Below are 21,536 nucleotides of genomic sequence, written 5' to 3'. Positions count from 1 at the left end.
CAGGAACCTGGCCCGCCATGGTGGCGTTGCTTGCCCGACAAAGCTTGATCCCGTACCTTGCGCCCGCTTTACCGCTGTCTCCCCTCTGAAACACGGAATTCTCTTGATGCGTCGCCTCCTGCTCGGCCTCTGCTGCGCCCTGGCATCTGCTTCGTGCATGCCGGTGTTGGAAGGCCAGGACTACAACCTCGAGGGGCAGGAGGTGCGTCTGACGCTCCTTCATACCTCGGACATTCATTCGCGCCTCATCCCCTATGACTTCACGCCGTTGAAGACGGACGTGGACCTGGGGACCATCCCGGAAGCGGGCCCCTTCGGCGGCGCCACGCGCATGGGGGCGCTGCTCAAGCGCGAGCGCTCCCAGGGCGAGCGTGTGCTGCACGTGGACTCGGGCGACTGCTTCCAGGGCGCGCCCATCTTCAACCTCAACACCGGTGAGGTGGAGTTCAAGTTCCTCTCCGAGGCGCGGCTCGACGCGGCCGTCGTGGGCAACCACGAGTTCGACGCGGGCCTCCTCAACTTCACCCAGATGGCGCAGCAGCACGCGATGTTCCCGCTGCTGGCGGCCAACTACTTCTGGGACGACTGGCGGGCGAACGGCAACCACCAGACAGCCCTGGAAGTGGAGCCGTACACCATCCGCAACGTGAAGGGCCTCCGGGTGGCCATCATCGGCATGGCCAACATCTCCTCGCTCAACTCCATCGTCGAAGGTGGCAACAGCCTCCAGGTGACGCCGCTGGAGCAGAACGAGGTGGCGCGCGCCTACGTGGACCTGCTGCGCCCCGTCACCGACCTCATCGTGCTGGTCAGCCACCTGGGCCTCCATGAGGACCAGGACGTCATCCAGGGCTACGACGCCTATTACGAGTACTCCCGCGCCAAGGCCTACGTGCAGCGCCAGAAGGAGCCCTGGCAGGTGCTGGAGTGGTTCGGCCCCGAAGGGGACGACAAGTCCGTGGTGCGCGTGCGCATCCCCGGCGTGGTGGGCGTGGACGCGGTGATGGGTGGTCACCTGCACGTCGTGCTCAACCCGCCGCAGCTGCTCACCGACCCCGCGGGCCGCAAGGTGGTGCTCGCGCACTCTGGCGCGTTCGCCAAGTACGTGGGCCGGCTGGAGCTGGTGGTGAAGATGCCCGAGGTGCTCGGCGCCGGTGAGGGCGGCGAAATCATCAGCCAGGACTTCCGCGTGTTCCCCATGGACGCCCTGTGGTGCGACGACGCCATGCGTCGCTTCCGTCACGATGGCAACGTGTTCTGGGCGGAGGGCCAGTTCCTCCGCGACGAGCGCGTCCGTCAGGCCATCCAGGCGTGCACGAACCAGGAGGACCGGATGACCACGCATCTGCTCCAGCCGTACATCCTGGGCATGGACTTCAACTTCCAGCTGACGTCCATCTTCTCCTACGCGCCGCGCGACGTGCAGCGCCGCAACAACTCCACGGGTGGTGACTCGCCGCTGGGCAACATCGCCGCGGACTCCATGCGCAAGCGCCGCCGCGTCGAGGCGGAGATGGCGCTCACCAACTCACTGGGCATCCGCGACAACCTCTACGCGGGCGTGGTGAGCCAGGAGTCGATGTTCAACGTGTTCCCGTTCGAGAACACCATCAACATCATGTACCTCTCCGGCAAGGAGATGCAGGAGATGTTCGACTTCGTCACCGAGCGCTCCGCGGAGCGCGGCTGCGTCAGCCAGGCGCAGATCTCCGGCGCCCGCTTCACCATGGACTGCGCCCAGGTGCAGGTGAACGACCTGCAGACCGCCTGCAACCCGGCGCTCAACGGCACGGACTGCCCCAACCAGGACCGCCAGGGTCATGCGCCGTGGCAGTGCCTGGTGGACCAGAGCAACGACTCCAGCGTGGGCCGCTGCTACGCGCACCCGGGCACCGACATCCAGATCAACGGCAAGCCGCTGGACATCACCGGCACGTACAAGATCGCCGTCAACGACTACATCGCCAAGGGTGGCTCGGGCTTCAACGTCCTCAAGCGCAACACCACCCGCATCGAGACGGGCATCTCGCTGCGCGACTCGCTCATCGGCTACATGCAGGGCTTCTGCACCTGCGAGGACATCCTCGCGGGCCGCCAGACGTCCAAGTCGGGCCACTACTGCGGCAACCTCATCAACGGCCGCTGGACGGTGAACGAACAGGTGGTGGGCTCCTGCCGCGCCGCCGCCGACTTCAAGGCCGCGCTGGACAAGCAGGTGGGCAGCTGCGACTGCAAGGATCTGCTGGCGCTCCCCTCGGACGCCGCGGAGCGCTGCGGCGTGCCGGGCCTGACGGCCGAGGACATCCAGAGCCAGTGCGACGTGCCGGAGGGTCCGTACACAGGCCGCTGCAGCTGCCGGGATGTGCTGGCGGGCAACAACCCCATCTGCGGCACGGTGACGAACCAGCTGCGGAACTTCTGTGAGAACCCCACCTCCGTGTCCATCGCGGACGCGGTTGAGGATTCCCGTATCGGCCGGAGGGTGAAGTAAATGAAGCGCCTGCTCTTCCTGTCGGCCCTGGCGGCGGCCGGCTGTTACACCCAGGAAACGCCTCAGCCTGATGGCGTCGCCTCGTTCCGGGTCAACCTCACGGGCATCTACACCGGCGGCACGCGTACCCCGCTGCCGGTGGTGAATGAGTGCGCCACCGCGCACGGCGGCCAGAACCAGGTGCCGCTGGAGGTTCGCGGCACGGCGGACTGCCGGCTGGCCCTGCCCCGAACGCCGGTGGACTTCGACGTGGAAATCCTCGCCCTGGACGCGAAGGGCCAGCCCATGGAGTCGTTCAACGGGCCGGTGTCCTTCCGCACGGTGCCGGGCAACCTGATGGGCGAGTACCGCTACCGCTGGACCCAGCTCACCAACGGCCGGGGCACCGGCACGGTGCGCGCCGGCCAGCTCTACGGCGACGCCCACGTCTGGGTGCAGGATGAACCGCCGCAGGTGGACTACGCCGACGGACAGGTCGTTCCCGGCGAGCTGCCTCAGGAGCCGGCGACCCGCACCAACTCCACCGGCCTGTCGCGGATGATGAAGTTCGAGGAGCCGACCATCGCCACGGTCCAGGTTCCGCAGAACAGCGATCAGCTCACCGCGTACGCCGGGACGTACATGCGCATCGGGCGCAACCCGGAGGCCGGCTCACCGCTGCTGCAGAACTGCCCCGAGGGTGACCCGAACGACAAGCAGCCGGTGACGCTGCTGGTGACGGGCACGGACCCGGGCGGCTTCTTCGTCACGGACATGACGGCCTGCCGCGTGGGCGAGAACAGCGTCCCGGGCGCCAACATCCAGACGGGTGAACCGGACGGCAACTACCCCGGCCGCTTCAACTCGCTCTACGTCTACAACTACTCCTTCCCCGAAGGGCTCGACCCGGGCGACCTGCTGTGGTCGGTGTCCGGCTCCGTGCAGGAGTTCACCGCCACCACGCAGCTCACCTTCCCCGCCTGGACGGTGCGCGAGCGCGTCCGGCTGCTGCCCCAGACGGAGTGGGACAAGTATCTGAAGTTGTCGCCGCCGGTGGAGATCAACGGCCGACTGTGCGGCTACAGCGGCTCGCTCTACATGACGGACCCGCTGTGTGGTTACAGCTACGGCAACTACAAGATGGAGAGCCTGGAGTCGTCACTGGTGAAGCTCAGCCGGGTGAAGTTCCCGCGCGTCTTCCACAACTGTGACGCCAACGGCAACGGCAGCGTCCCCTTCTTCTGTCCCAATACCCGCGCGGGGACGTGGGGAAGCTGCGGCACGGACAACCCGAATGATCCGGACATCGCCGAGCGGCAGTGCAACATCGACTGCACCATGGGCATTGGCCAGTTCGCCGGCGTCCACTGCGCCGAGCGCAACACGTACAACGGCTTCGGCCAGTTCGTCGTGGAGATGAACCCCACCGGCGCCGCCGCGGCGGGCCTGGACGAGTCCGTCCCCGGGCGCATCCAGACCTTCACCGCCTCCGTCAACGCGGACCCCACCGTCGTCAACTGGGCCCAGTCGGACACGTTCAGCAGGGATCAGCGCGTCAACGTGTCGTGCGACAAGCCGGCCAACGTGCGCTTCGGCGCCAACGGCACGCCGGTGGCGCTGGCGGCCCAGACTCCGCTGCAGCACACCATGGCCTCGGGCGAGGGCGTCGTGTACGCCTCCGTCCAGAACCGCGAGGACGGCACCCTCACCTGCAAGGTGGCGGCGGACGCGCGCACGCGCATCAACCTGGTCACGAAGGACGCGGTGCCGGACCTGGCGCCCGACTGCAGCGAGGATGACCCGAACGCCGAGGCGGCCCAGCAGTGCCGCAATCTGCATGCGGCCAGCTTCGACGTCGTGGGCCACCTGCGGCAGGTGAGCGCCGCCCGCCCGCGGTGGAACGTGCTGCCTCGCGACCTGGACGACATCTGCTGCTACCCCGGCCAGGGCATGGAGTGCCCGAAGCCGATCCGGCCTTGCGTCAATCCGTAGTCTTCTGATGATTCTCGCGACCCGGTGACGGGAAGCAGGGAGGAGCGGTCCACTGGACCGCTCCGTGGAGAGGGACATTGAAAACGCTGCAGAAGCTGGCCCTGACCGGCCTGATTTCCCTGAGTGCGCCCGCGTGGGCCAGTGACTTCGTGGACACCCGTCTGTCGTTCGTCTTCGCGGACGACAACGTGCTCGCAGGCTCTGGTGAAACGACGCCGAACAGCCCCAATGCGCGGTTCGGCGCCGGCAACCAGAACACGCAGTTCTACGACAACTTCAACACCCGGTTCTCCGGCTTCGAGTCCCTGTCGAACGTGGTGCTCTACAAGCGAGCACCGGCCTTCTTCGAGGGTTTGACGACCGAAGCGGCGCTGACGCTGCTGGTGCTCGAGCGGCCGTCGGGTGGCGTCGACATCCGCGACAACTCCAGCTACATCCGCCTCAACTATCAGCCGCCGGGCTGGAGCGAGAAGGAAGGCATCTCGCTCGTCGGCTTCCCGGTGTCCGCGGACCGTTTCCGTCTGGGCTATGCGTACCGCATCTCCTGGGGTGGCAGCGGCGTGTTCACCACCCGCGCCGCCACCAACGGCGTGCCCGGCGGCAAGCTGCAGATCACCCGCGACAATTGGTACGCGTACGTCGGCGGCAAGACGGCGCTCATGCAGAACGAGCTCATCCGCGAGGAAGAGACCAAGTACGGCCTCATGGCCGGCGCGGGTTGGGACATCCTGGAGACGCTGCGCGTCGAGGCGGGCGGCGGCTACTTCCAGAAGGGCCTGGTGCCCGGCCTGGCGACGCTCGGCGTGGAAGCGCCGGTGAACGCCGCGGGTGTGTCCGGACAAGTCGTCTACCACGTGGGTGTGCCCGTCGGCACCAGCGTGGACTTCCGGCTCTACAAGAACGACCCGGACATCTATCAGCGCTTCTTCGCGCCGGAGCAGTACCCGGGCGGCCTGTCGTACACCGTGTCGCTGGAAGGCAGCTACCTGTCGCAGACGCTGGAGAAGCCCAACGACTTTGGCGCCACCAAGCCGCAGGGCGCCACCGCCGTGGCCCTCCAGGCGCGCGCGAAGTACGACCTGCTCCGCGTCAGCCTCCTCGGCCTGTACCGCAGCCTGTCCTTCATCCAGTTCGAGGTGCCGGGCTTCCCGCCGTTCCAGGACTTCCCGGAGGGCACGGAGCTGAAGCCGGAGATGTTCATCGCGGTGGGCGCGGACTACCACCTGCCGAAGCTGCACTTCACGCCGGGTTTCATCCTCGGTGTGCAGCAGCCGGCCTCGTTCCGCAGCCCCACGCCGGTGCTGGGCGGCAACAACCCACCGCCGAACCTCATCGGCACGCGCACCGTCGTGGTGCGTGACGTGAATCAGCTCAGCATCCTTCCGGAGACGTGCGGCCGCGGCAGCGCGGCGTGCAAGGCGGAGCCCATCTACTCCGCGAAGGCCACGTTCCGCTGGGACCTGTCCGACTCCGTCGCCGCCGTCGGCGAGGTCTACTACACGTACGACACCAACCGGACCACGTTCCGGGACGACGTGACGGGTGTGGCGCAGCCGAGCTTCGAGCGCCCGCACGCGCTGGGCTTCAACACGATGCTCCAGGCGCGCTTCTAGTCCACCGCCCTGCCCCACCGGGGCAGCCGGAAGGACTCCGCGGCCCGGTCTCTCCTCGTGGGAGGCCGGGCCGTCGCGCGTCAGACGGTCGTCATCCGCACCACCTCGTCGAAGGCGGTGAAGCCCTGGGCCAGCTTACGCACGGCGGCCTCGCGCAGTGTCCGCATGCCGGAGCGCCGGGCCGCATCCACCATCTGCGAATAGGGGGCCTCGCGGGCGATGAGGTCTCTCAGCTCGCCCGCGCTGGTGACGATTTCGAAGACGCCCGTGCGGCCCACGAAGCCGGTGCCACGGCAACGCACGCACCCTGCCCCCTTGAGCAGGCGCACGCCACCGGGCAGCAGCGGCAGGGGGGCCTGGAGCGCGAGCAGTTCGTCCGGCGTCAGCGTCGTCTCCTGCGCGCAATGACTGCACACCCGTCGCAGCAGGCGCTGCGCCATGACGCCCAGAAGGCTCTGCGCCAAGAGGAAGGACGGCACGCCCAAATCCCGCATGCGCGCCACCGCGCCCAGCGCGTCGTTGGTGTGCAGCGTGGACAGCACCAGGTGGCCGGTGAGCGCGGATTGAATCGCGTTCTCCGCCGTCTCCGGGTCGCGAATCTCGCCCACCATGATGACGTCCGGGTCCTGGCGGAGGATGTGGCGCAGCGCTCCGGCGAAGTCGAGCCCCACCTTGGGCTGCACCTGCACCTGGTTGAAGGCGTCCCACACCATTTCGATGGGGTCTTCGATGGTGGTGACGTTGACGTCCGGACCCGCCAGCGCCTTGAGCGCGGAGTAGAGCGTCGTCGTCTTGCCACTACCGGTGGGGCCGGTGACGAGGATGAGCCCGTGTGGCTGGTCAATCCAGGACTCGAAGGCGCTCTTCTCGTCCGGCTCGAAGCCGAGCTGGGCGATGTCCTGCACCAGCGTCTCCGGGTCGAAGATACGGATGACCACCTTCTCACCGAACGCGGTGGGCAGCGTGGACACGCGGAGTTCGACCTCTCGGCCGTCGCGCTCCGTCTTGATTCGGCCGTCCTGCGGCTTGCGGCGCTCGGAGATGTCGATGCGCGCCAGCATCTTCACGCGCGAGACGATGGGTGGATGCACCGGCGCCGGCAGCGTGTGCACCGGATGCAGCACGCCGTCGATGCGCAGACGCACCACGCTGGTGGTGCGCTTGGGTTCGATGTGGATGTCCGAAGCGCGATTGTCGAACGCGTAGCGCAGCAGGTAGTCCACCGCCTGCACCACGGGCCGGTCCGACGCCTCCAGCTCCTGGGTGCCACTGAGCGAGACGAGCTGCTCGAAGTTGGCGACCTGGGCTCCAGCGGCGGCGCTGAAGTCGTCGGCGGCGCGCGCCAGCGTCTTCTTGAAGCCGTAGATGTCGCTGATGGACTTGAGGATGTCCGCCTTCGCGCTGAGGACGGGCTCCACGGGCAGCCCCGTCAGGCGGTGGAAGCTCTCGAAGAGTTCCCGGTCGAATGGGTTGGCCACCGCCACCAGCAGCCGGCCCTGCGGGGTGCGCTCCAGGGGAAGCAGCACGTGCTTCTGCGCGTAGGGCCTGGACACCGTGCGCGTGGCCAGCGCCATGTCGAGCTTGAGCGGGTCAATCTTCCGGTAGGTCATGCCGGCGGCGCGCGCGGCGGCCTCCGTGACGCGGTCCTCGTCCAGCACGCCTCGGCCGTTGGACAGCGGCACCTGGAACGCCGCCACGATTTCCACCGGAGACACGTCGTACCGCGCGGCCTCCTTGCCGCCGCCCGTGGTCCCCTGATGGGCCTTGAGCACCCGAGCGCGCGCGGCGCCCTCTCGGGCTAGCACCTCCTGTGCCTGCTGGGGTTGCAGCAGCCCCTGGGCAACGAGCGCCTCCAGCACGAACAGCGTGGTGAAGTCATCCCGGCTCTTCGGAGCAGTGCCACCCACGCCGCTCACTGGCTGTACCAAGCGCGTCTCCTTACACCCCGGCCGCCCGCCGGAGTGCGACCCCGAAGCGTACCAGACGGATTCCGGCACACAGCGGTGCACCGAGCGGAAAACACCCATGGTGCCCTCCGCGCCACCAGCCAGGCATGGAGCCGCTATCAGGCCCGTCATGCGGCCGTGCGGGCACGGCGCCGCGCCACCGTCAGTGCACGGTGCTCGTCACCGCGAGCACGGCGGCATCCACCAGGGACTCTGGCGTCGGCCGCTCCGCGACGGCCGCCGCGGGCACGCCCAGCCGCTCCAGGGCGGACGCCGTCGTTGGACCAATCGCCACCACCCGCGCGGTGGCCAGGCGCTCGCGTCCGGCCTCTTCCACGAAGGCCTCGGCCGTGCGCGGCGAAGCGAAGAGCACGACGTCCGGCGGTGAGGCATCCAGCAAGGCCAACGACTCCGGTGGCAGGGGCGCGGGCGTGGCGCGATACGCCGTCACCCGCGTCACCAGGAGGCCGTGCTCTCGCAGCCCGTCTTCCAGCTCACGCCGGCCTTCCTCGGCGGCGGGAAGCAGGACTTCGTCACCCGGTTGCAGCGCATCCTTGATGAGGTTGAGCAGGGCCGCGCCCGTGCCCTCGGAAGGTTCGGCCACCACGTCCAGGCCGTAGCCCTCCGCGGCGCGCGTCGTGCGCGGCCCCACGGTGGCCACCTTCACCCGCTGTATCCGGTCCTGGGTGCCCGCCTCGCGCAGGGCCTCCATCAGCGCATCCACGCCGGTCGGGCTCGCGAACACCACCCAGGTGTAGCGCTGGATGTGCTCGGCCGCTGAAGCCAGCGGACGTGGGTCCTCCGGAGGATGCAGTTCCAGAAGGGGCACGCTCAGCACTTCAGCGCCCTCATCCTCCAGGAGAAAGCACAACTCCTCGGCCCGCTCACGCGGGCGCGTCACCAAGACTCTCTTGCCTTCCAGTCGCCGTTCCACGCGAGCGCCAGTCTAGGACTCCCGCGCCTCGGAGCGGCGCGCGAAATCACGCAAGATGTCCGCCGCCCCACGCGACAGCAGGTCATCCGCCAGGGATTCACCCAGCGCATGGGCCCGCGACACGGGGCCGCGCACCTCGCCCCGCACCACGTGTGTGCCATCCGGACGGCCCACGAGTCCGCGCAGGAAGACGGTGTCGCCCGACACGGTGGCATGCCCGGCCAGGGGCACGGTGCAGCCCCCCTCCAGCTTCGCCAGCAGCGCGCGCTCGGCGGTGACGGCGATGCGCGTGGTGGCGTGCTCCAGCGGCGCTAGCAGCTCGCGCACGCGCGCATCGTCCGTGCGGCACTGGATGGCCAGCACGCCCTGCCCCACCGCGGGCAGGCTCACCTCGGGCGGCAGCACCTGGGTGATGACGTCCTCAAGGCCCAGGCGCTTGAGTCCGGCGTAGGCCAGCAGCGCCCCCGCGAGCCCCTGCTCCCGCGTCCTCGCCAGGCGCGTCTGCACGTTGCCGCGCACGCTGACGATGTCCACGTCCGGCCGGCGCGAGCGCAGGATGCAGCTTCGGCGCAGCGACGACGTGCCCACGCGCGCGCCCTGGGGAAGCGTGTCCAGCGTCAGCCCGCCCAGGCCACAGAAGACGTCGCGCGGGTCCTCCCGCTCCGGCACCGCGGCGAGCATCAGCCCTTCCGGGAACACGGACGTCATGTCCTTGAGGCTGTGCACGGCGACGTCCGCGCGGCCATCGAGCAGCGCCTGCTCGATTTCCTTCACGAACAGGCCCTTGCCGCCCACCGCGGACAACGGAGCGGACAGGAAGCGGTCTCCCTCGGTGGTCATCTCCACCAGGGACACTTCCAAACCGGGATGATGCGAGGTCAGCAGCGCGCCCACGTGACGCGCCTGCCAGAGCGCCAGGGGACTCTGCCGGGTGGCGATGCGCACGGGCGCCATCACTTGCCCCCCGTGGCGACCTGGACCGGCGCGGCCATGACGGAGGGCGCGGCGGCGGCGGTGCCAACCTCCTCCTCCAGCAGCCCGAACAACTCGGCGGCGGCCCCCGCCAGGCGGTTGCCCTCCCCTTCCGGCCCCACGGCGCGCAGCCGCGCGGTGGGCTCATGCAGCAGCTTGTTGACGATGGCTCGACCCATGGCCTCGATGCTCTTGCGTTGCTTGTCGTTGAGTCCGTCGCCCAGGGCGCCCAGCGTGCGCTCCACCTCGGAGCGGGCAATGGCTTCCGCGCGCTGACGCAGTCGCGCCAGCACCGGCGTGCCCTCACGCAGCGCGCGCTCCTTGACGAAACGCGCCACTTCCTGCGCGACGAGCACGCCCGCCTTCTGCGCCTCTTCCGCGCGCGCCGCGGCGTTGTCCGCGACGAACTTCTGGATGTCGTCCACGTCGTACGCGTGCACCCAGTCCAGCGTGCCCACGGCCGGGTCGATGTCGCGCGGCACCGCCAGGTCCACCATGAACAGCGGCCTCCCCCGGCGCCCGCGCCCCAAGGCGCCCACGTTGTCCCGCGTGAAGAGCGGCACCGGCGACGCCGTGCTGCACACCACCACGTCCGCCGCGGCCACCAGAGCGAGCAGCTCCTCGAAGGGCCGCGCCTGTCCGCCCACCTCCGCCGCCAGCGCCTCCGCGCGCGACAGGGTGCGGTTGGTGACATAGAGCTTCGACGCGCCGGCCTGCTTCAGGTGGCGCGCCGCCAGCTCGCCCATCTCCCCCGCGCCCACCACCAGCACCGTCTTGCCCGCGAGCCCGTCGAACACCTTGCTGGCCAGTTGCACCGCCGCCGCCGCCATGGACGTGGCCGCGCGGCCAATGGCCGTCTCCGTGCGCACGCGTTTGGCGCAGCTGAACGCGGCCGCGCAGGCGCGCATCAACTCACCGCGCACCGCGCCCGCGCCCTGGCCCCGCTCGAAGGCGTCCTTCACCTGGCCCAGAATCTGGGCCTCGCCCAGCACCATGGAGTCCAGGCTGCACGCCACGCGGAACAGGTGCACCAGCGCCGCCTCGCCCTGGTGCTCGTAGAGGTGCTCCAGGGCTTCCACGCCGCCCAGCACCTGCAGCTCCGCCAACGCGCGCTGCCGCGCCATCGCCGTGTCCGGCGCCAACAGGTACACCTCCACGCGGTTGCAGGTGGACACCCAGAGGGCCTCCACGGGCGACTGGGCCAGCCGCTGGAGCACGTCCACCTGACGCGACTCCGGCAAGGCCAGTCGCTCGCGGACGGTAAGGGGCGCCGTCCGGTGGGACAGGCCAATGCAGATGAGCTCCATACTCAGGGCATCCTCATGGCCGCCTCCGAGGGCGACGACACGTCATACGAGGACAGGAAGGACACCATGACCAGGCAGAACCCCGCCATGGTGAGGAAGGCCACCCGCCGCCCCCGCCAGCCCGCGACGGAACGCGCCACCAGCAGCGCGGCGAAGACGGCCCACGCGACGAGGGTGGCCAGCGTCTTCCCATCCACGGTCCAGGGGCCCGGCGTGGTGCCCACGAAGAAGGCCCCCGTGGCGAGCGTGATGGACAGCGCCAGGAAGCCCCACACCACCAGGCGCCGGTTCAGCGTGTCCAGGAACTCCAGGGAGGGCAGGCGGGAGAACAGCAACCCGAAGCGCTTGGCCTTCACCTGCCGCTCCATGAGCACGTACATGACGCCCACGCCCGCGGCCACCGCGAACGCGGCCAGCCCCAGCAGCGCCAGGGTGATGTGCAGCGGCAACAGCGGCTGACGCACCCCGGGAGGCAGCGGCGCCTGCCCGCCCTGCATCAGCAAGCCGGGCAGCAACGCGGCCAGCGCCAGCGGCGTGAGAAAGGCGCCGATGACGGGCCGGCGGTAGCGCACGTCCAGGAGCAGGAAGATGGCCAGCAGCAGGAAGGCCAGCGCGGAGAAGCCTTGCGCCAGGCCCACCGGCCGCCCGCTCTGCACCCCGAGCAGCTCGAAGAGCGCCACGCCATGCAGCGCCAATCCACCGCCCACCAGCACCCGCCCGGCCGTCGCCAGGGCCTCGGACTGGCGGACCAGGTAGGCCAGGTAGACGATAGCGGCGATGCCATACGCGTGGCAGGCGAGCGAGACGAGCGTGTGGCTCATAGGGGCAGGCTCATAACCACGGGAGACGGACGAATCAGCCCATCTTGTTGAGGATGAAGGCAGCCAGAAGGTCTGCTTCAGAGTCCGGCTTCTTGTCCGCGCCCTCTGGCCTGGGCGCGCCGGCGGCGACCTCCGCTACATACCCTGGAACGACCTCATAGGCGTTGTCCCCCACCAGCACCGAGTCGGCCATCTGCTCGGCACCCAGTCGGGCAAGTTGCTCCTCGGTCTTCACCCGGGCCACCAACCCCTGGGTGTCCTCGCCCGACACGAGCTGGACGAAGTGGACCGCGGGCGTGAGGGGGAAGGCCACGCCGCCTTCCGCCATCACCACCAGCCGGCCTTCGCGCAGGTCTGCTTTGTCCGCCAGCGCCCACTCCTCGAGCTGGGTCTGGGGCAGGAAGAGCTTCGTCACGCCTTCCAGCTTACACCAGCCACCCCTCCCCTGGGGGAACGCTTGGGGGAAATGGTTGAAACAGGCGCCATCCATCCGCATCTGAGCCGCCAGATTGGCTGATGGCCGGCCGATCCTTGCAGGCCCACCGGACGCGTACTACACGCGACGGCGGTGCCCGGACAGGGCACGAGGAGACACCATGGCAGGCGCGGACGTGACGAACATCGGGGATGGCGACTTCAAGCAGCAGGTCCTGGACTCCCAGGAGCCCGTGCTGGTGGATTTCTGGGCGACGTGGTGCGCGCCGTGCCGCGCCATCGCGCCCTCCATCGAAGCGCTGGCCTCGCAGTACAAGGGGCAGGTGAAGTTCGCCAAGCTCAACATCGATGAGAACCAGGACACGCCGCAGGAGTACGGCATCCGCTCCATCCCCACCCTGCTCCTGTTCAAGGGCGGCCGCGTGGTGGAGCAGATTGTCGGCGCGGTGCCCAAGGCCCGCATCGAAGAGGCGGTGAAGAAGGCCCTGACGTAGACTCGCCGCACTGCGGGGTCGGACGCGCGAGAGAGCCCTGCTGCTCTTCCGCGCACCACCCGTGCGCCTCCTCCTGTCTCAGCCCAGCAACTCCACGCAGCGGCGGAGCACCTCCAGCCGCGAGTAGCGCTTGTCGTTCCCTGGCACCACGTGCCACGGCGCGTCGGGGCGGTGCGTGCGGTCCAGCATCTCCTGGATGGCCGCTTCGTACTTCTTCCACTTCGCCCGGTTCCGCCAGTCCTCGGGCCCCAGCTTGTAGCGCTTGGCCGGGTCCGCCTCGCGCTCGCGAAACCGCTGCAGCTGCGTCTTCTTGTCGATGTGGATGAAGAACTTCACCATCCGCACACCGTCCGCGGTGAGCATGTGTTCAAAAGCATTGATTTCATCGTAGGCGCGCCGCCATTCCGCCGGCTTCGCGAAGCCCTCTACCCGCTCCACCAGCACCCGGCCGTACCAGCTCCGGTCGAACATGCAGACCTCGCCCGCGCCCGGCGTCTTGCGCCAGAAGCGCCACAGGTAATGGTGTCTGCGCTCGTCCTCTGACGGCGAGGAGATGGGCCAGACCTTGTAACCGCGCGGGTCCATCAGCGTGGTGAGCCTGCGAATGGCGCCGCCCTTGCCGGAGGCGTCCCAGCCCTCGAAGACGATGACGGCCTTCCGCCCCGCCAGGTAGTTCTGGATCTGCAGCTCGAAGACGCGCTCCTGGAGCGTTTTGAGCGTCTTCTCATATTTCGCGTGTTCACCCGCCGAGACAGACGGGTCGACCGCTGCGAGTGTCACAGTGCCGTGAGGACATACGGGAAATACGTATCCATTTGCAGTCTTGTCATCAATTTTCTGAGATCGTTTACGAGTCAAGACAGACCCTCCAAGGTTGTATTGACAGCGATGACTTCAACCGCCAAATAGGCACATAGCAGTGTCTGTGTTGGCTGACTGTTTTCACTTGGAGTATTCATGGCACGTCCACGCAAAGAATTGTCCACCGTCCCGCTGACGCCGGCCATGGTGAACTGGGCCGAAGCATTGGGAGACGCCATTGGACGCGGCATGCTGCGCGCGCTCAACGACGGGATGCCCAGGCTGGGGAGCACCTCGCCCAGCTCCACCGCGCTCACCGCGGGCCGGCGCCGCGGCCGTCCGCCGAAGGTGATGGCGGGCGCCAGCCTGGTTTCACTGGATCGCCGCTGCACCATGGAGGGCTGTACTCGCGAGCAGCGCTCGAAGGGTCTGTGCTCCGCGCACTACCAGGCCGAACGCCGCCGCCAGATTTCGGGCAGCAAGTCGGCCTGAGTGCCTGCACACCGGACACCCGCCCACGGCCCTGGGCGATGACCGGTCCAACGCATCAGCCCTGCCAAGGGTCGGAAACGGACGACGTCGCCTTGAGCAGCTCCCAGGCCGCCAGCACGTCCACCACCCGCTCCACCTCGTTGGGCAGGGAGCGAGCCCGCTGGGACTTGAGATAGTCCTCCGCGAAGGCCCGCAGCCGCATCCCCACGAAGAGCCGCGCCAGTGCCACCTCTGTCTGACCGCTGAAGTCGAGGAAGCGCACGCCAAAGCCGCTGCGGCCCTCCGGCCCGTTCCCCCGCTCCTCCCGCACGATTTCCGCGCGCGCCTGCACGGGCGCGGCGCCCGGCTCCAGCGCGAAGCTCACGCCCAGCACGGTGCCCAGCGGCAGATAGAAGGTGCTCTCCAGGAACGCCCCGCTGACGCTGACGTTGACGGACACGAGGCTCGCCTCGAAGCGACGCTCGCCCGCCTCGTCATCCACCCACACCTCGAAGCGCGTGGCGAGCTGGGCGCGGGGAAAGTGACGGTGCTCCGCCTCGCCCTGATTCATCTCAATCAACGGCGAGAAGGTCGGCCTCGGCTCGGGGCTCACCGCCGCCACGTTGCCACCAGGACGCGCCGGAACCACCGCGGGGCGGACCTCCTTCACCGGCGCCGCGGCCTGCGCTGGCGCTCGCGCGGGCGCTCGCACCGGCGCCTCCACCCGCGTGCTCCCGACTGCCTTCTGGCCACCCTTCCTCTGCATGACGCGTCCTCATCTGCCCGGGAGGACTCGCCCTCCACGTGCGTTGGTGGGGTGATTCATACACCACCCCATGCCGCGCGCCGAGAAACGCTTGCGCCCGTCTCGCGAGGATAAATCCGGAAATTCTCAGAACATGTGACGGCGCATGCTGATGTTCACCAGCAAGCCGATGCTGAGCATCACGGAAAGCAGGGATGAGCCGCCATAACTCATCAACGGCAGGGTGATTCCCGTCACCGGCAGCAGGCCAATCACCATGCCGATGTTCTCGAACACCTGCCAGAAGAGCATCGCCACGACGCCCACCGCGACGAAGGCGCCGAACCTGTCGCGCGCGTTGAACCCCACGCCCAGGCCGAAGATGAAGATGGCGCCATAGAGCACGAGCAGGACGATGCACATGACGAAGCCATGCTCCTCCGCCCACACGGAGAAGATGAAGTCGGTGTGCTGCTCGGGCAGGAAGCGCAGGCCCGTCTGGGTGCCCTCGCGCCAGCCCTTGCCGGACACGCCGCCGCTGCCCACCGCGATTTTCGACTGCGCCGCGTGATAGCCGCTGCCGCGCAGGTCCGCCTCGGGGTCCAGCCAGCCGGAGATGCGCTGGCTCTGGTGCTTCTTCAGGTGGTGCCGGACGATGGTGGGCCGAGGCTCCGGCACGTCGCGGATGTAGTCGTTCCAGATGACGATGCCCGCGGCGAACACGCCCGCCACCAGCGTGGCCACCAGATACCAGCGCACCTTCCCGAAGAGGATGATGGTGAGCGACGACAGGCCAATCATCAGCGCGGTGCCCAGGTCCGGCTGAACCAGCACGAGCGCGAAGGGCACGAAGACGACGAGCACCGGCTTCCACAGCCGCGTCAGGCTGTAGGAGGGCGCATTGGGCTGGAAGTCGTCGTGGTAGACCTTGGCCAGCATCAGCACGACGCCAATCTTCATGAACTCCGCGGGCTGCATGCGGAACGGGCCGATGACGAACCAGCTCTCCGCGCCCTTGGCCGTGTGGCCGAAGAAGCGCAGCGCGATGAGCAGCAGGATGTTGCCCGCATAGATGGGCAGCGCCATGCGCTGAATCCACCGGTAGTCCACCAGGCACACCACCAGCACGGCGACCATGCTGATGCCCAGGTAGCCCATCTGCGAGCCCCAGACGGGCGAGTGCGGCGGCCGTGACGCCGAGGCGAGGTTCCAGATGCCCAGCCCGCACACCGCCAGCACGGAGAAGATGAGGCCCCAGGGGATGTGGGGCACCATCCGGCGCTCAATCCGCAGTTGCACGCGTGCGGTCCTCTTCATCGCCCGGAAGCCGGGCCGGTGGCCGTACCCTTCGCGTCAGCGCCGCCTCGTCGGCTGAGGGCGCGCGCGTCACGGAGGACGGCGTGTAGGGCTGATTGGGACGCGGCGGCGGAGCCGTGGCGTCCAGCTTCTTCAAATCGAAGTACTTCTGGAACACCGCCATCGCGGTGGGCGCCGCGTCCGAACCGCCGTGGCCGCCGTGCTCGTTGAGCACGACGATGACCAGCTCCGGCTTGTCCGCCGGCGCGAAGCCCGCGTACCAGGCGTGGTCGCGCTCGAAGTAGCTCATCTGGTGCGTCCGCAGGCGGATTGCCCCCAGGCGGGCCACCTGCGCGGTGCCCGTCTTGGACGCCACCAGGATGTCCTTGTCCCGCATGTGATTCATGCGCGCGCGATAGGCGGTACCGCCCGGCTCGTGTGCCACCATCACCAGGCTCTCCACCACCGCCTTGAGGTGCGCGGGCGGCAGGTCCACCTTGCGCACCACCTCCGGCTGGAACGACTCGATGGTCTGCCCGTCCAGGTCCTCCAGACGGTTCACCATCTGCGGCTTGTAGAGCGTGCCGCCGTTGGCGATGGCCGCGTACACCAGCGCCAACTGGAGCGGCGTGACGTTGTTGTCGCCCTGGCCAATGGAGCTGTTGAGCGCCATGCCCTTGGTGTAGCCGCCGGGCGACGCCTTGTCGTGGTAGGCGCTGGTCGGCATGATGCCCGGGACCTCGGCCACCACGTTGACGCCCGTGGGGCTGCCCAGGCCCAGGGCCTTGCCCATCTCTCCAATGGGGTCCAGGCCGATGGTGTCCGCCACCTTGTAGTACCAGGTGTCGCACGACGACTTCATCGCCGTGAAGCCATCCACGAGCCCGTGTCCGGCGTCCCTGTGGCAACGCCAGGTGCGCGCGCCCAGGCGGTAACCACCGGGGCAGTTCACCACCGTCTCCGGGCGGAAGGCGCCGGACTTGAACGCGGCCAGCGCGGTGACGACCTTGAAGGTGGAGCCCGGGCTGTAGTGCTCGGCGGCCACGCGGTTGATCATCGGGTCCAGCGGATCTCTCGACAGGAGCGCCATCTGCGCGGGCGTCACGCGGCCGGTGAGCAGGTTGGGGTCGAAGCCCGGGCGCGACACCAGCGCGCGGATGAAGCCCGTGTTGACGTCAATGGCGACCACCGCGCCCGTCACGCCGGGGAAGGCCCGCTCCGCCTCCTCCTGCAGCCGCATGTCGAGGGACAGCACCAGGTTGCTGCCCGGACGCGGCGACACCACGGCGTTGTCGCCCAGCTTGTCGTTCAGCTCTTCAATGGTCTGCCCGCGCGCGTTCACCACTTCCTTGCGCACACCGTCGGTGCCACGCAGCCGCTGCTCGAAGTAGCGCTCCAGCCCGCGCCGGCCAATGTAGTCCCCCAGGGCATAGCGGGCGCCGTCGCCATTGAGGCGCTCCAGCTCCTCCTGGGTGATTTCATTCATGTAGCCCAGCACGTGCGACAGCACGGAGTTGGTGCGGTAGTGCCGGTGCGGCACGGGCGCCACCTCCACGCCGTCCAGGATGTCGCGGCGCGCGGCCAGCCGGTCGTACTCGTCGCGCGACAGGTCCACGCGCACCGGCACCGGCTGGAAGGGGGCGTTGCGCCGCCCCATGCGCACCATGTCCTCCACCTTCTTGCGCTGGTCCGGGTCCCACTGGAGCAGCTCCGCCAGGCGGGGGATGACCTGCTCGTAGCAGTCGGTGCAGAAGGCCGGGGTGATGAAGGCGTCGAAGGACGGACGGCTGTCCACCAGGATGGTGCCTCGCGCGTCCTTGATGACGCCGCGGTCGGCGCGCAGCCGCACCTCCTTGACGAAGTTGGCCACGCTCTTGGCGGCGTACTCCTCGCCCCGGGTGATTTGCAGCCGGTAGAGCTGGATGGAAATCAGCCCCAGGCCCGCCACCATGGCCAGGCCCAGCCACAGGAAGCGCCGCTTGAGCTCGCGCCCCGGCGTCGTGTTGCCCAAGGTGGGTGGCGTCACCGCAGCAACCCCGCGGGCCGCTCCTGAGACGCCTCGAAGCGCCGCAGCAACGGGTAGAGCGCCAGCGCCGCGATGCCCGTGAGCGCCACCTGCAGCGGCATCTCCGCCAGCTGCGAGCCCGGACCGTCGTCCTTCACCGTCAGCCAGGTGAAGAAGGTGGCCAGCAGCGAATGGCCCACGTCCGCGCCCATGGCGAACAAGGCGAAGGCCAGCGGGCCCCGGACTTCCACGAAGGTCGGCACCAGCCTTCCCACCAGGAAGATGAACACAGCCAGGAAGGTGTAGAGCCAGGTGGGCTGCCCGCTCATCAGGTCGAGCAGATATCCCACCGAGAAGGCGGAGAAGGTCCCTTCGAGCAGCGAGGCCCGCAAGGCCAGGAACGCCACCAGCACCACGGTGACGTCAATCCGGCCGAGCTCCAGGCCCGCCTGCTTCACCAGGACCGATTCCAGCGTGAGCAACGCCAGCGCCAGTGCAACAGACACCAGGAACTTCATTTCGACGCGCCCTCCGCGGTGCTGCCCGGCGCCATGGCGCTGTAGGGGCTGCCCACCACCAACACCTCTTCCAGCTTGCTCGTATCCACCGCCGGAACGATGTCCGCGCCCTGGAACATGCCGTGCTCCTTCTTCTCCAGGTTCGTCACGCGTCCCACTACCACGCCGGGAGGATAGATGCCGTCCGTGCCCGCGGTGATGATGAGGTCACCGTCCTCGACATCCTCGGTGCGCAGCATGTTCTCCAACTTCAGGGGCCCGCCTCCCGTTCCCGCCGCCGTGCCCCGGGCCCGCGAGCGCTGCACACGCACCGCCACCCGGCTCTGCGGGTCCGTCACCAGCGCCACATCCGCATACCCGCCCGTCGCCCGGATGACCTGTCCCACGATTCCGTCCGGCGTCACCACGGACATGCCGCGAAACACGCCCTGCTGCTCACCACTGCTGATGCGGACCGACAGCAGCTTCGCCACCGGATTGACGCCCACCACCCGCGCGGGGATTTCCGGCCCGGGCTCGGCCTCCGCGTAGTTGAGCAGCTTGCGCAGCCGCTCGTTCTCCATCCGCGACTCCCCCAGGGACTGCACCGCCGCGCGCAGCTGGAGGTTCTCCAGCCGCAACGCGTCATTCTCCTGCCGCACGCCCCGGAGGTCCAGGTAGTTCTGGACCCCAGCCACCCCGCCCTCAATGACGGACGTCAGCCCCTGTTGCACGGGGGACGCCACGGCGATGATCGCCCGGTCGACGAAGTTGGGTTCCCTGCCCTTCCGGCCACCGAGCAGGAAGGCCACGAGCGGCGAAAGGAGCAGAAAGCCCACGATGAGGGGGCGGTAGTACCGCTTCAGGAGCGACCACACAGGCAGGAGTTTCCGGGGGTGTAATGGGGGAGCAGGGGCTGGCTAAGGGCTCTAAATCGCTTGCATTTTCCGGTGCGTTGTCCTAGGCAGTCAAGGCCTGCATGGGGGGCGGTTCCTGGTCCACCACCCACCGGCCGGGCTACCAACAACACCGCGTCGCGAGTCCTTCCGCACGGCTTTTCTCGGCGCGTTTGCCCCAGAAGTGACGACAATGGACGGTCTGAATCCCCGGAAGGTTGCCTCGCTCCTGTTCATCATCGGCATCGCGGTGGTGTTCACGCTCCAGTTCGGCCCGGGCAGTACTGGCTTCGGCGCCACGGGTGGGGCGACGGCGCCCGGTTCGGTGGCCTCGGTGAACGGCAAGGAAATCCCGCTGCGTGACTTCGCGGCGGCCTGGGCCCAGCAGATGAGCTTCCTGCGCTCCCAGGGCAGCCCGGTGCCCGAGTCGCTCGCCCGCCAGTTCGGCATGCACAACCAGGTGCTCGACCGGTTGGTGAACACGGAGCTGCTGGCCCAGGCGGCCGAGCGCCACGGCATCAACCCGTCCGACGAAGAGCTGCGCAAGCTCATCCACCAGAACGCGGACTTCCAGAAGGATGGCCAGTTCGACTTCGAGCGCTACCAGCAGGTGCTGCGCGACTTCTACCGGAAGACCCCGCAGGACTTCGAGTTGGAGCTGCGCCGGCAGCTGGCGGCCCAGAAGATGATGGGCGTGGTGCGCGCCAACGCGGTGGTGTCGGACGACGAGGTCCGCGCCCGCTTCGAGAAGGAAGGCAACCAGGCGAAGGTCGTCTTCGCGCGCTTCCTGCCGGCCATGTACGCCGACAAGGTCCCCAACCCCACGGCGGCGCAGCTGGCCGAGTGGAAGAAGGCGCACGAGAAGGAGATCAAGGAGTACTTCGAGGCCAACCGCTTCGTGTACCAGCAGCCGGAGCGCATCCGTGCGCGGCAGGTGCTGGTGAAGCTGCCCCCGGAGGCCACCGCCGACCAGAAGAAGGCGGCCCTGGAGAAGGCGCAGGCGCTGCGCAAGGAAATCGAGGGCGGCAAGGACTTCGCCCAGGTGGCGCGTGACAGCAGCGAGGACCCGGGCAGCAAGACGCGCGGTGGCGACCTGGGCTGGGTGGAGCGCGGCAGCTGGGAGCCGGCGCTGGCGGACGCGGCCTTCGCGCTGAAGCAGGGCGAGGTGACGCAGCCGGTGGAGACGAAGTTCGGCGTGCACCTGGTGAAGGTGGATGAGAAGCAAGCCGCCCAGGACAAGAAGCTCGAGGACGTCCAGGACGAGATTGCCACCACGCTCTACAAGCAGGACCGCGCCAAGCAGCAGGCCCGCGCCGAGGCGGAGAAGGCGCTGGCCTCCGTCAAGTCGGGCCAGGGCCTGAAGACGCTCTTCCCGCCGGAGAAGGAGCAGCCCGCGCTGCTGCGCTTCGAGACGGAGACGCGCCCGGAGGCCGTGGAGACGGACAGCTTCACCGCCGAGGGTGAGGCGGTGCCGCACCTGGGCCCCGCGCCCGAACTGGTGAAGGCGGCCTTCGCCGTCAGCGCCCCGCAGCCGCTCGACAGCGTGTTCCCCATGGGTGAGGGCTTCGTGGTGGCGCAGGTGGTGGAGCGCCAGAAGCCGGACGCCGAGGGCTTCGAGAAGCGCAAGGAGGAGCTGCGCACCCAGGCCCGTCAGGCCAAGCAGATTGAACTGACGGAGTCCTTCCTCAAGGCGCTGCGTGAGCAGGGCTCGGTGGTGACGAACACCGCTGCCATCGACTCCGTGGTGGGCACCGGGTGAGTCCCGGCGTCCAACCGTGACGCCCCCGAGGGCCGGGCCGAGGGTACTCCCCTCCCCGGCCCTCTCTCATTGCGGGCTTCGC

The 21,536-nt window shown here is 68.6% G+C and carries 18 protein-coding genes; 6 read left to right on the top strand and 12 right to left on the bottom strand.

Annotation, left to right across the window (positions count from 1 at the left end; genetic code table 11):
• Positions 1 to 106 precede the first annotated feature (106 nt).
• The 3 genes from BHS09_RS13065 to BHS09_RS13055 all read left to right on the top strand — a co-directional run bounded on the left by BHS09_RS13065 (position 107) and on the right by BHS09_RS13055 (position 6,075).
• Entirely contained in the window at positions 107 to 2,491 is a 2,385-nt protein-coding gene (locus BHS09_RS13065; RefSeq protein ID WP_140790138.1) for a bifunctional metallophosphatase/5'-nucleotidase, read from the top strand.
• On the top strand, positions 2,492 to 4,462 hold the full coding sequence (locus BHS09_RS13060) for a single stranded DNA-binding domain-containing protein (RefSeq protein ID WP_140790136.1): 1,971 nt from the start codon (positions 2,492 to 2,494) through the stop codon (positions 4,460 to 4,462). It begins immediately after the preceding gene.
• Positions 4,463 to 4,539: 77 nt separating this feature from the next.
• Complete coding sequence (locus tag BHS09_RS13055) at positions 4,540 to 6,075, top strand: hypothetical protein (RefSeq protein ID WP_140790134.1); 1,536 nt, start codon at positions 4,540 to 4,542, stop codon at positions 6,073 to 6,075.
• 80 nt (positions 6,076 to 6,155) lie between these two features.
• Here the strand turns inward: BHS09_RS13055 and BHS09_RS13050 are convergent, their stop codons facing one another.
• The 6 genes from BHS09_RS13050 to BHS09_RS13025 all read right to left on the bottom strand — a co-directional run bounded on the left by BHS09_RS13050 (position 6,156) and on the right by BHS09_RS13025 (position 12,551).
• Positions 6,156 to 8,003: a GspE/PulE family protein gene (locus tag BHS09_RS13050; protein WP_140798026.1), complete on the bottom strand. Its 1,848-nt coding sequence runs from the start codon at positions 8,001 to 8,003 to the stop codon at positions 6,156 to 6,158.
• A gap of 181 nt (positions 8,004 to 8,184) precedes the next feature.
• Positions 8,185 to 8,955, bottom strand: a complete 771-nt coding sequence (locus BHS09_RS13045) for a uroporphyrinogen-III synthase (RefSeq protein WP_140798025.1) — start codon at positions 8,953 to 8,955, stop codon at positions 8,185 to 8,187.
• Between the two features lie 12 nt (positions 8,956 to 8,967).
• The gene (hemC, locus tag BHS09_RS13040) at positions 8,968 to 9,912 is read right to left on the bottom strand and encodes a hydroxymethylbilane synthase (RefSeq protein WP_140790128.1); all 945 of its coding nucleotides are present in this window, start codon (positions 9,910 to 9,912) and stop codon (positions 8,968 to 8,970) included.
• Positions 9,909 to 11,234, bottom strand: coding sequence for a glutamyl-tRNA reductase (hemA, locus tag BHS09_RS13035; protein WP_140790126.1), 1,326 nt, complete (start codon positions 11,232 to 11,234; stop codon positions 9,909 to 9,911). Before hemA ends, hemC begins: the two co-directional genes overlap by 4 nt.
• A gap of 2 nt (positions 11,235 to 11,236) precedes the next feature.
• Positions 11,237 to 12,055 (bottom strand): cytochrome C assembly family protein, encoded by an 819-nt coding sequence (locus tag BHS09_RS13030; RefSeq protein ID WP_140790125.1) that lies wholly within the window; start codon positions 12,053 to 12,055, stop codon positions 11,237 to 11,239.
• A gap of 34 nt (positions 12,056 to 12,089) precedes the next feature.
• A complete protein-coding gene (locus BHS09_RS13025) occupies positions 12,090 to 12,551 on the bottom strand; it encodes a hypothetical protein (RefSeq protein WP_140790123.1) in 462 nt (153 codons plus the stop codon).
• 100 nt (positions 12,552 to 12,651) lie between these two features.
• Here BHS09_RS13025 and trxA point away from each other — a divergent pair, with 100 nt between their 5' ends.
• Positions 12,652 to 12,984 (top strand): thioredoxin, encoded by a 333-nt coding sequence (gene trxA / locus BHS09_RS13020; RefSeq protein ID WP_011552722.1) that lies wholly within the window; start codon positions 12,652 to 12,654, stop codon positions 12,982 to 12,984.
• A gap of 78 nt (positions 12,985 to 13,062) precedes the next feature.
• On the opposite strand, the gene BHS09_RS13015 is transcribed toward trxA, so the two are convergent.
• Entirely contained in the window at positions 13,063 to 13,764 is a 702-nt protein-coding gene (locus tag BHS09_RS13015) for a polyphosphate kinase 2 family protein (RefSeq protein WP_174258756.1), read from the bottom strand.
• 177 nt (positions 13,765 to 13,941) lie between these two features.
• Between BHS09_RS13015 and BHS09_RS13010 the strand changes: the two genes are divergently transcribed.
• Positions 13,942 to 14,277, top strand: coding sequence for a hypothetical protein (locus BHS09_RS13010; RefSeq protein WP_090489138.1), 336 nt, complete (start codon positions 13,942 to 13,944; stop codon positions 14,275 to 14,277).
• Positions 14,278 to 14,332: 55 nt separating this feature from the next.
• Here BHS09_RS13010 and BHS09_RS13005 read toward each other — a convergent pair whose 3' ends face one another.
• The 5 genes from BHS09_RS13005 to mreC all read right to left on the bottom strand — a co-directional run bounded on the left by BHS09_RS13005 (position 14,333) and on the right by mreC (position 19,677).
• Entirely contained in the window at positions 14,333 to 15,022 is a 690-nt protein-coding gene (locus BHS09_RS13005) for a PilZ domain-containing protein (RefSeq protein WP_140798024.1), read from the bottom strand.
• Between the two features lie 126 nt (positions 15,023 to 15,148).
• On the bottom strand, positions 15,149 to 16,276 hold the full coding sequence (gene rodA, locus BHS09_RS13000; RefSeq protein ID WP_140796438.1) for a rod shape-determining protein RodA: 1,128 nt from the start codon (positions 16,274 to 16,276) through the stop codon (positions 15,149 to 15,151).
• A 7-nt stretch (positions 16,277 to 16,283) separates the two neighbouring features.
• Positions 16,284 to 18,323, bottom strand: a complete 2,040-nt coding sequence (gene mrdA, locus BHS09_RS12995; protein WP_140790118.1) for a penicillin-binding protein 2 — start codon at positions 18,321 to 18,323, stop codon at positions 16,284 to 16,286.
• Complete coding sequence (locus BHS09_RS12990; protein WP_140790116.1) at positions 18,320 to 18,820, bottom strand: hypothetical protein; 501 nt, start codon at positions 18,818 to 18,820, stop codon at positions 18,320 to 18,322. Before BHS09_RS12990 ends, mrdA begins: the two co-directional genes overlap by 4 nt.
• The gene (gene mreC, locus BHS09_RS12985) at positions 18,817 to 19,677 is read right to left on the bottom strand and encodes a rod shape-determining protein MreC (RefSeq protein ID WP_140790114.1); all 861 of its coding nucleotides are present in this window, start codon (positions 19,675 to 19,677) and stop codon (positions 18,817 to 18,819) included. Before mreC ends, BHS09_RS12990 begins: the two co-directional genes overlap by 4 nt.
• A gap of 211 nt (positions 19,678 to 19,888) precedes the next feature.
• On the opposite strand from mreC, the gene BHS09_RS12980 reads away from it, so the two are divergent.
• The gene (locus BHS09_RS12980) at positions 19,889 to 21,454 is read left to right on the top strand and encodes a peptidylprolyl isomerase (RefSeq protein ID WP_174260533.1); all 1,566 of its coding nucleotides are present in this window, start codon (positions 19,889 to 19,891) and stop codon (positions 21,452 to 21,454) included.
• Positions 21,455 to 21,536 lie beyond the last annotated feature (82 nt).

The sequence above is a fragment of the Myxococcus xanthus genome, from assembly GCF_006402735.1.
Lineage (GTDB): Bacteria > Myxococcota > Myxococcia > Myxococcales > Myxococcaceae > Myxococcus > Myxococcus xanthus_A.
This window is presented reverse-complemented; position numbering and strand designations above follow the sequence as displayed.